Annotated in this window: 4 protein-coding genes; 3 read left to right on the forward strand and 1 reads right to left on the reverse strand. The window is 60.1% G+C overall.

From position 1 onward, the window contains the following. Nucleotides 1–327: 327 nt before the first annotated feature. Nucleotides 328–1,959, reverse strand: a complete 1,632-nt coding sequence (locus BV034_RS19100) for an NAD+ synthase (protein WP_050028592.1) — start codon at nucleotides 1,957–1,959, stop codon at nucleotides 328–330. A 180-nt stretch (nucleotides 1,960–2,139) separates the two neighbouring features. Between BV034_RS19100 and BV034_RS19105 the strand changes: the two genes are divergently transcribed. From BV034_RS19105 to BV034_RS19115, 3 genes are read left to right on the forward strand one after another with little or no spacing between them, the layout of a single operon-like run. Continuing rightward, on the forward strand, nucleotides 2,140–4,146 hold the full coding sequence (locus tag BV034_RS19105; RefSeq protein WP_050028593.1) for a response regulator: 2,007 nt from the start codon (nucleotides 2,140–2,142) through the stop codon (nucleotides 4,144–4,146). 29 nt (nucleotides 4,147–4,175) lie between these two features. Then, nucleotides 4,176–7,043 carry an ATP-binding protein gene (locus tag BV034_RS19110; protein ID WP_050028594.1) on the forward strand — a complete coding sequence of 956 codons (2,868 nt, stop codon included), beginning with the start codon at nucleotides 4,176–4,178 and terminating at the stop codon, nucleotides 7,041–7,043. 31 nt (nucleotides 7,044–7,074) lie between these two features. Further along, the gene (locus BV034_RS19115; protein WP_050028595.1) at nucleotides 7,075–8,319 is read left to right on the forward strand and encodes a hybrid sensor histidine kinase/response regulator; all 1,245 of its coding nucleotides are present in this window, start codon (nucleotides 7,075–7,077) and stop codon (nucleotides 8,317–8,319) included. Nucleotides 8,320–8,493 lie beyond the last annotated feature (174 nt).

Consider the following 8,493-nt stretch of genomic DNA (forward strand, 5'->3'; position numbering starts at 1 on the left):
GGCCGACAGCATCCGCTTTCTCCCCTCCGCCCTCTACACCTCCATGTCAGTCTCCCCGGGTTCCTTGGCAGAACGAACCAACCGCCACGTTTGGGGTGGCCGCCAAGGAACTGGCTCTGGCTAGTCAGCCTCAGTCCAAAACTAATCCCTCATCGCGAAGTCGAGGTGTTTGAGGGGTGCTTCTCGACCGGGATGTTGCTTCGGATGATCTGACCCGCATCTTGTGATGCCAGCCGATGCCGGAGGCATCACAGGCCCTCTTTGTGCCTTCGTGTGAGACACCAACTGCCCACTGCCCACTGCCAACTGAGCGTGAAGCGCCCCCCCCTACTCCCGGAACCTCTGCACAATGGGAATCCGCCGCCCCATCCCGAATGCCTTGGAGGTCACCTTGAGCCCTGGTGCGGCCTGATGGCGCTTCCACTCATTCAGATCCACCCGGCGCAGGATCCAGCGGACCAGTTCTTCATCATAGCCGCGGGCCACGATCTCGGCAATGGACCGCCCCTGCTCCAAAAAGAGCTCCAAGATGCCATCCAGCACGTCATACTCCGGCAGGGTGTCTTGGTCCTTTTGATCTGGGCGCAGTTCGGCACTCGGCGGTTTCTCAATGCTCGCCCAGGGGATGATTTCCCGCTCGCGATTGATCCAGCGCGAGACCTCGTAAACTCTTGTCTTGGGCAGATCACTGATGACCGAGAGCCCGCCGCACATATCGCCATAGATCGTGCAGTAGCCGACCGCCATCTCACTCTTGTTGCCCGTGGTGAGAAGCAGGTGGCCAAACTTGTTCGAGAGCGACATGAGGATCACCCCACGGATGCGGGACTGCATGTTCTCCTCCGTGACATCCTCCGGCTTCCCGGCGAAGACCTCCTTGGTCTGTCCCTTCAGTGCCTCAAAGACGGGCTGAATGGGGATGGTCTCGTACTGGATGCCGAGCTTCTCCGCGAGCTCGCGGGCATCGTCCTTGCTGCCCTCTGAAGAATAGACGCTGGGAAGCGATACCCCCAGGACATTCGCCGGTCCCAGCGCTTCCGCCGCCAGCACCGCCACCAGGGCGGAGTCGATACCGCCGCTGAGCCCCAGCACGCACGACTTGAAGCCGCACTTCGTGACGTAGTCGCGCAGCCCCAGAACCAGCGCCTGATAGAGTTCCTCGGCCACCACCTTGGGCTCCGAGGCCTTCGCTCCCGCTCCGGTGAACACATCCACCACCGCCACTTCTTCGGCAAACGAGGCCAACCGAGCCAGGACCTCTCCATCCTTCCCGATCACCAGGGAGTTCCCGTCGAACACGAGCTGATCGTTGCCGCCCACGGCGTTGCAATACACCACCGGTACTCCGGTTTCCGCCGCCAGTTCACCCAGCATCTTCTCTCTGATCGTCGGCTTTCCTAGGCTGAAAGGCGAAGCGCTCAGGTTCACCAGCAGGTCCACCCCTTGCTTCGCCAGCTCAATCGGCGGCTCCACATCATAGAGACGGCGCGGCAGGTAGTCGTCCGTCCAGATGTCCTCACAGATGGTCACCCCCACCCTGACTCCGTCGATGACCACCGGAGCCAGGCGCTCCTCCGGTTCGAAATACCTATCCTCATCAAAGACGTCGTACGTGGGCAGGAGCGTCTTGGCCACCACCTGCTGGATCTGCCCGGACTGAAGGACGGCCGCCGCATTCCGGAACGGCTTCCCAGCCCCTTCGTTCACGTCCACGAAGCCCACAATGATTGGGACCGAGCCCACTCCGCCCGCCAACTGACGCAGCGCCTCAATATTACCCGGCACAAATCGGGACCGATGCACCAGGTCACGTGGCGGGTATCCCGTCATCGCCAGTTCCGGCGTGATCACCATCTGTGCCCCTTGAGCCACCGCCTCGCGGTAGGCCTTCAGGATGAGTGCGGAGTTCCCCGCGAAGTCGCCAACCGTCGTGTTGATCTGGGCAAGGCCAATTTTCATTGAGCCATCACCATGCAAGCAGCGGGGGTCCTTGCCAGCGGAATGTGAATGGAACCGATTTATCACAAATTCTTAACTAATCCATATAGTTTAGACATATAAGTATTCAAGAAAACTAGAATATAAGGTTTGCCAAATTATTTCGATTGTGGTTCTTTTGCGGAAGCATCCAGCACCGCCATGAGAATCCAGCCCCAACACGAGCCTCTGGCCGCCAAAAGCGGGTCATCCACTCCTGCCGCCAGCCTTGTTCTGGTGGTGGACGACGAGAAATCTCACCGTGACCTTCTGAGCAAGGCCCTCACCGGCACCTGCCGCGTCTGCGCCGTCGCCTCCGTGGACGAAGCACTCGCCGAGGCGCGCCGCACCCCGCCCGCCACCGTCATTCTGGACTACCAGATGCCTCAAACGAACGGCATTGAGGGACTGAAGAAGCTCAGAGAACTGTACCCTGCCCTGCCGGTCGTGATTCTCACCGGCCATGCCGACCTCGAAATCGCCCGCAAAGCGATTCACTTGGGTGCCGTGGAATACATGCTCAAGCCTTTCGAGCTGAATGATTTGATCAGCGTTGTCAGCCGCAACATTCAGTCTGCCGACTATTCGCATCAGCCACGCCATCAACTGGCGACGCTGGAGCCCACCCCTCATTTCACCCGTCGCCAGCACGAATTGGTGGACCTCTGGCGCGGCGGCATGCCAACCGTCCATGCGGAAAACCGCATGGTGCTCAACTTGGAATCAGGCCAACGCATCGAGGCCAAAGTGCTGCGCTTGAGCCGCCACCTTGTTCAGGTCGAGCTTTATGATCCCACTCAGGAGCTGGAGTCCGGCCTCGCCCTGAAGTCCGTGCAGGTATGGGTGGGCGAACAACTTGCCTATGACGGCACCGGCAAGCTCAACAGCGTCATCTCCACAGGATCCAATCGAGTTGGCGAAATCGACCTTCACGGAGACTGGATCAAGAGCGGGCTCACCCCGCAAGCTTCCCAGCCACAGGCCTTGGATGAAGCCGCCCAGGGGTTCATTGATCGCTGGCGGGCCACCCGGAACATCACTGCTGAATTCCGCCTGGCGGTCGCAGACGCCACGGCATTCCTCGGCGAACTCTCCGGCTGGCTGGACGGTCTGGAACTTTCCTGGCATCACACCACCGGCCACGGCCACACCGTCAGCCGGGAGACGCTGGAGCGCCTGCTCCGCGTTCTCACTCCCGCGATGAATCGTGCCTTTGAAGCGTTCGAGGCCCAGGCTGGATCCGTATCGGAGGAGTTGATGAGCCTGCACGCTGAGTATGTGCGCGCGAGCCTCCACCCCATCATGCTCTGTGCGCCGTTCATCCACCGCTGCTTCACCAAGCCTCTGGGTTATCCCGGGGACTTCGGCGTGATGAACCGCATGCTGGATGATCCGTTCGAGGGCAAATCGCTCTTCGCCAAGATGATCAATGCCTGGGTCATCCGCAGCGCCGCTGGGGACGCCTACCGGCACCGCGTGTCCCACCTGGTTGGGGTGCTCCGTCGCGAGGTCACCCGCGTTTCCATCGGCTCAGGTCGTCCCACCCGGGTACTTAGCCTGGGCTGCGGCGCGGCCCGTGAGACCCAGCACTTTGTCCGTCACGATCCCTTGAGTGAACAGACTGAGTTCACCCTGCTCGACTTCAACCCGGACACCGTCCGCCACGCCCAGAGCAAGATTGAAGCCGCCATGACGGACGGAGGTCGCCATGTGAATGTCAATGTGCGGGAGTTCTCCGTGCACCAGATGCTCGCTCACGGCAGTCGCCTCGTCACCCAGCCCCGTTTGATGCGTTCAGGGTTCCTCCAGCGGGGCCACTATGACGTGATCTACTGCGCAGGTCTCTTCGATTACCTTTCAGACCGCGTGTGCAAGCGGCTGCTGGAGATCTTCTGGCACATGGCCGCCCCCGGTGCCGTCATGGTCGTCAGCAACTTTGCCCCGTCCAACCCCATCAAGGGCTTCATGGACTATGTCCTCGACTGGCGGCTCATCTATCGTGACGAACCAACGGTCGCGTCACTCGCTGTGGACGAATCTTATGGTGCCACAAGCCATACGATGTACTCCCCAGATGGTGTGGAGATTTTCCTCACCATGCGCAAACCGGTTGACGCTCCATTCATCCCTGATGATCGTCAGACTTCAACCGCGCCACGTCCCTCCTGAATGGGCCATGGCGCCACCCGAGCCCGACCTTGAGTGACATCGCCACGCCCACGACGCCCAATGGGGAAACGATGCGACCCGCATGGGAAGCCCGTTGGCAACAGGAAAACCAGGAGGTTACACTCAAGAACGTCAAGACCCTGGCGTGGATCGCCATGGTCTTGATGATGGGTGCGTCCACTCTGGACCACTTCACCTACCCGCATCTCTGGCATCATTTCTTCGTCCTTCGGAGTGCGGTGGCCCTGCTGGAGATCGGGCTCATGTTCACCAGCAATACCGCATTTGGCCGACGGCACTATCCGGCGCTCATGCTCATGGTGCCACTGCTGCCCGCAGTAGGCATTGCTTACATGATCTTCTGCTCGGGTGATCCCGGGTCGCCCTACTACTCTGGGCTCACACTGTGTCTCGTCGGTTTTGCCTTTCTCTTTCAATGGGGCTTTCGAGAGAGCGTGCTGGCCGTGGCCATCACGATGACCATCTACCTCGCAGCGACCCTGCCCCACATTGGCAGCGCCACCGCCCCTGAGGGATCCTTCGGCCAGTTCTTCAGCAATGGGGTGTTCCTCATCATGAACAGCGTGGTCGTCATTTCAGGAAGCCATGTGCACCAGCGCATCCGGCGCAATGAAGTGATCTCCCGCTACAGCCTGGCAGACAATCAGGCCGAGCTGGAGCAGAAGAACCTCCAACTCGTGGAGATGGACCGCCTGAAGACGGACTTCTTCTCCAACATCACGCATGAGTTGCGCACGCCGCTCACGCTCATGATCGCCCCCTTGCAGAGGCTGCAGCGTCTCTATCCGGCAGGCTCTCAGCAAGGCGGAAACGGCGGCGCCCCGCCTTCCATGCTGCATGAAGAGCTGACCGGGATCTATCAGAACGCCCTGCGCCTCCTGAAGCTCATCAACGACTTGCTTGATCTCGCCAGCGCCAATGTCGGCCGCATGCGCATCTCGCATCAGCGTTTCTCACTCCGGCTCTTCACGGGAAGACTTCTTCAATCCGTGACCAACATGGCCCGCCAGGGGGACGTGGCCGTGCATCAGCAGATGCCCGAGCAGTTGGAGATGGTGGACAGCGATCAGGAAAAACTAGAGAAGATCCTTCTCAACCTCCTGTTCAACGCCGTCAAGTTTACCCCAAAAGGCGGCAGCGTGACGCTGATCACCAACACGGTGAACGGCTTCCTGGTGTTCGAAGTGATCGACACCGGCATCGGCATCTCCCAGCAGAACCTTCCGTTCATCTTTGACCGGTTCTGGCAGGCAGACTCGTCCGTCACCCGCCGCCACCCCGGCACTGGTCTGGGCCTCGCTCTTGTAAAGGAGCTGGCCACGCGTATGGGCGGCCGGGTCGAAGCGGAGAGCATTCAAGGGACAGGCACGACGATGCGCGTGCTCATTCCCTTTACCAGCAACGGCGACATTTTGGTGGTGGGACACGCGCCCCGTGAAGACGATGCGGCAGCCGAATCCACCCCTGAGGCTTCCCTGCCGGCCATCAAAACAGAGACACCTAAAGAGGCTGCTGGAGATTCCGATGCGGCGCAGTGGATCAAGTCCGTTTACCGCGAAGCCGAGGAACTGCAGATCGCAGATGAATCGGAGGATGAATCCATCAAGTCAGCAACCTCAGCACTGGTTGACCTCGAGGTTCAAGGAGATCGCGCCAAGCTGCCGCTCGTTCTGATCATTGATGACGAGCCGGGCATGCTCCGGTTCATGCACTCCGAGCTGGAGCCCCGCTACCGGGTCATCCAGGCCACCGATGGTGCCGCGGGTCTCGAGCTCGCCGTCAAACATGTCCCTGACCTGATCGTGGCGGACTACATGATGCCGAACCTTGACGGCCTCTCCTTGTGCCGCGAGCTACGCGACCGCCAGGTCACGCTCATGCTGCCCATCATGCTGGTCACCGCCCGTTCCGATGAGGACGTACGTCTCACGGCACTGCGCAATGGCGCCAACGACGTGATGGTAAAACCTTTTTCCCTCACAGAGTTCCACACCCGCGTCCACAATCTCGTTCACGCCAGCCTGCTTCAGAAGGAGGTCGCCCTACGCAATGCCGAGCTCGAACAAACGCTGGCCGAACTCCGTGCCGCGGAAAGGGACCTCATTCAGTCTGAGAAAATGGCCGCCCTCGGCATCCTCACCGGCGGCATCATGCATGAGATCAACAACCCGTTGAACTTCGCACGCAGCGCCTTGTTCATCCTTGATCGCCGCACTGGCAAACTTCCCGACGAATCCAAGGGAACCCTCAAAGAAGTCGTTTCCGATATCCGGGAAGGCATCAACCGCATCTCCACCATCATCTCTGATCTGCGCACCTTCTGCCATCCAGAGACGGTCATGGCCGCCGCGTGTCCAGTCTCAGAACCCATCCAGAGCGCGATTCGAATTCTTTCCTCGCCCCTCAAGGAGTTCCACATCCAGCTGCATGAGGATGTGCCTGCGGATATTGTGGTGCGAGGAGATCGCAATCAGCTCACGTTGGTGCTGCTCAACCTGCTCAAAAATGCCATCGATGCCCTGGCCTCGGGCATAACTCCCGACTCTGCGCCCCCGCAGATCTGGATCTCCGCCAGCAGTGAAGGCACCGCCACGGACATCCTCATCCGGGACAATGGACCAGGCATTCCTACAACCAACCTTTCCCGAATCTTCGATCCCTTCTTCACGACGAAGCCAGCGGGCGAAGGCACCGGGCTCGGCCTCTCCGTCTGCTACCGCATTATTACCGCTCATGGAGGAAACATCTCCGCCGATGCCGCTCCCGGCGGAGGCACAGTGTTCGCCATCCGCATGCCCCGGGCAAACCTGGAAAAAGCGACCGTCGCCCTGCCAGTGGAATCAGTTGCATTCACGGAGCATGTTTTGACCACTTGATAATTTTGCAAATGGGGTGACACGTGGACCAATGTCGACGCCCCCCAATTCTGGCAAGAGCTCCTGCAAGATTCTCTACGTTGACGATGAATTGCTTTCCCTGAAGTACTTCGAGCAAATCGTTGGCGAAGATTTTGAAGTCATCACAGCCCCCAGCGCCGAGGAAGGGCTGCGCATCGTGGAGCGCCATTTTCAGTCCATTGCTGTTGTGGTCTCCGACCAGCGCCTTCGTGGACTGCAGGGCACGACTTTTCTCACCCAGTTGCGCGAGAAATATCCCGACATCGTCCGGATTCTGGCCACCGCTTATGCGGACATCGCAACGGCCATCGCCGCCATCAATGATGGTGCCATTTATCACTACATCAGCAAACCCTGGGAACCTGAGGCCCTTGTGCAGACCTTGCGCCGGGCCATGGAGTACCACCAGCTGCGGGCGGAAAAGGAACGCCTCCTTCAGGAGCGTTCCGCCCTGATGCGCCAGCTCATCGCCTCCGACCGTCTCGCCGGTTTTGGAGCCCTGGCGGAAGGCATGAACCACCACCTGCGCAACGCCCTGGTTCCTGTTCAGACTTATCTGCAACTCGCAGTAGAGGCCCATGGAAAAGGGGCCTCCCTCCCCGCAGGCATGGATGAGAGCTTCCTCTCTGAGCTCCACGAGTCCGCCAAAACCCAGTTGCGCCGCATCACCGACACGCTGACACGGCTGGCCTCGGTGCCGAGCCTACAGGAAATGGTCGAAGGCGAGTACCTGGATCTCAATCAGCTCTGGTACACCGTCATCGAGCAGCTCAGCGGCCTTTTCGAGGACAAGCACATCGCCATTTCCTACACGTCCCCGCCGGATCTGCCCGCCATCCAGTGCAACCGGAACCGCCTCAGCCACATCCTGCGTCTGGTGCTGGAGGACGAACTGGACCACCTCCAGCCCAACAGTGTCATCAACATCGCCGTCCGCCATTCCCTGGGGTCCGGTGAGACTCCGGAGCACGTGGCCATGGAAGTGACCGATTCCGGCCCCAACATTCCCTCCGCCAAGCTCTCGACCGTTTTCACGCCGTTCTTCATGCGCCAGGAGAATCCCCAGTACTTGGGCATGAATCTGGCCACCTGCTATGTGACCCTCCACAACCAGGGCGGCTGGGCCCGGGCCTTCAACGACGCCTCAAGAGGCACCGTGGTGGAGCTCTGCCTCCCCGTGAACTCCTCCGGCTGCCGGGGAAGCAAGGTCTCCATGGACGTCATCGAGAAAGTCATGGAAGGCATTGGCCAGTGATGAAGACACAAGGCTAGAAGACGCAAGACCTGAGCTGGCGCCCGACAGAGAGCGGGCAGTCGGCTGGCTGGTAGCAGTATCGAGGGGCCGTTCCGGTCCTCTCACCTCCCAACCACACTGGGTTGTAGGCATCCCGACCTGTCGGGTTGCCTCATCAGAGGTCGTTCGCGGCAA

Source organism: Verrucomicrobium sp. BvORR034 (assembly GCF_000739635.1).
Lineage (GTDB): Bacteria > Verrucomicrobiota > Verrucomicrobiia > Verrucomicrobiales > Verrucomicrobiaceae > Verrucomicrobium.

Bases quoted from the DNA above. Each gene is read 5' to 3' on its own strand.
- BV034_RS19100 (WP_050028592.1), bottom strand. From the start codon at position 1,959: ATGAAAATTGGCCTTGCCCAGATCAACACGACGGTTGGCGACTTCGCG.
- BV034_RS19105 (WP_050028593.1), top strand. From the start codon at position 2,140: ATGAGAATCCAGCCCCAACACGAGCCTCTGGCCGCCAAAAGCGGGTCA.
- BV034_RS19115 (WP_050028595.1), top strand. From the start codon at position 7,075: ATGTCGACGCCCCCCAATTCTGGCAAGAGCTCCTGCAAGATTCTCTAC.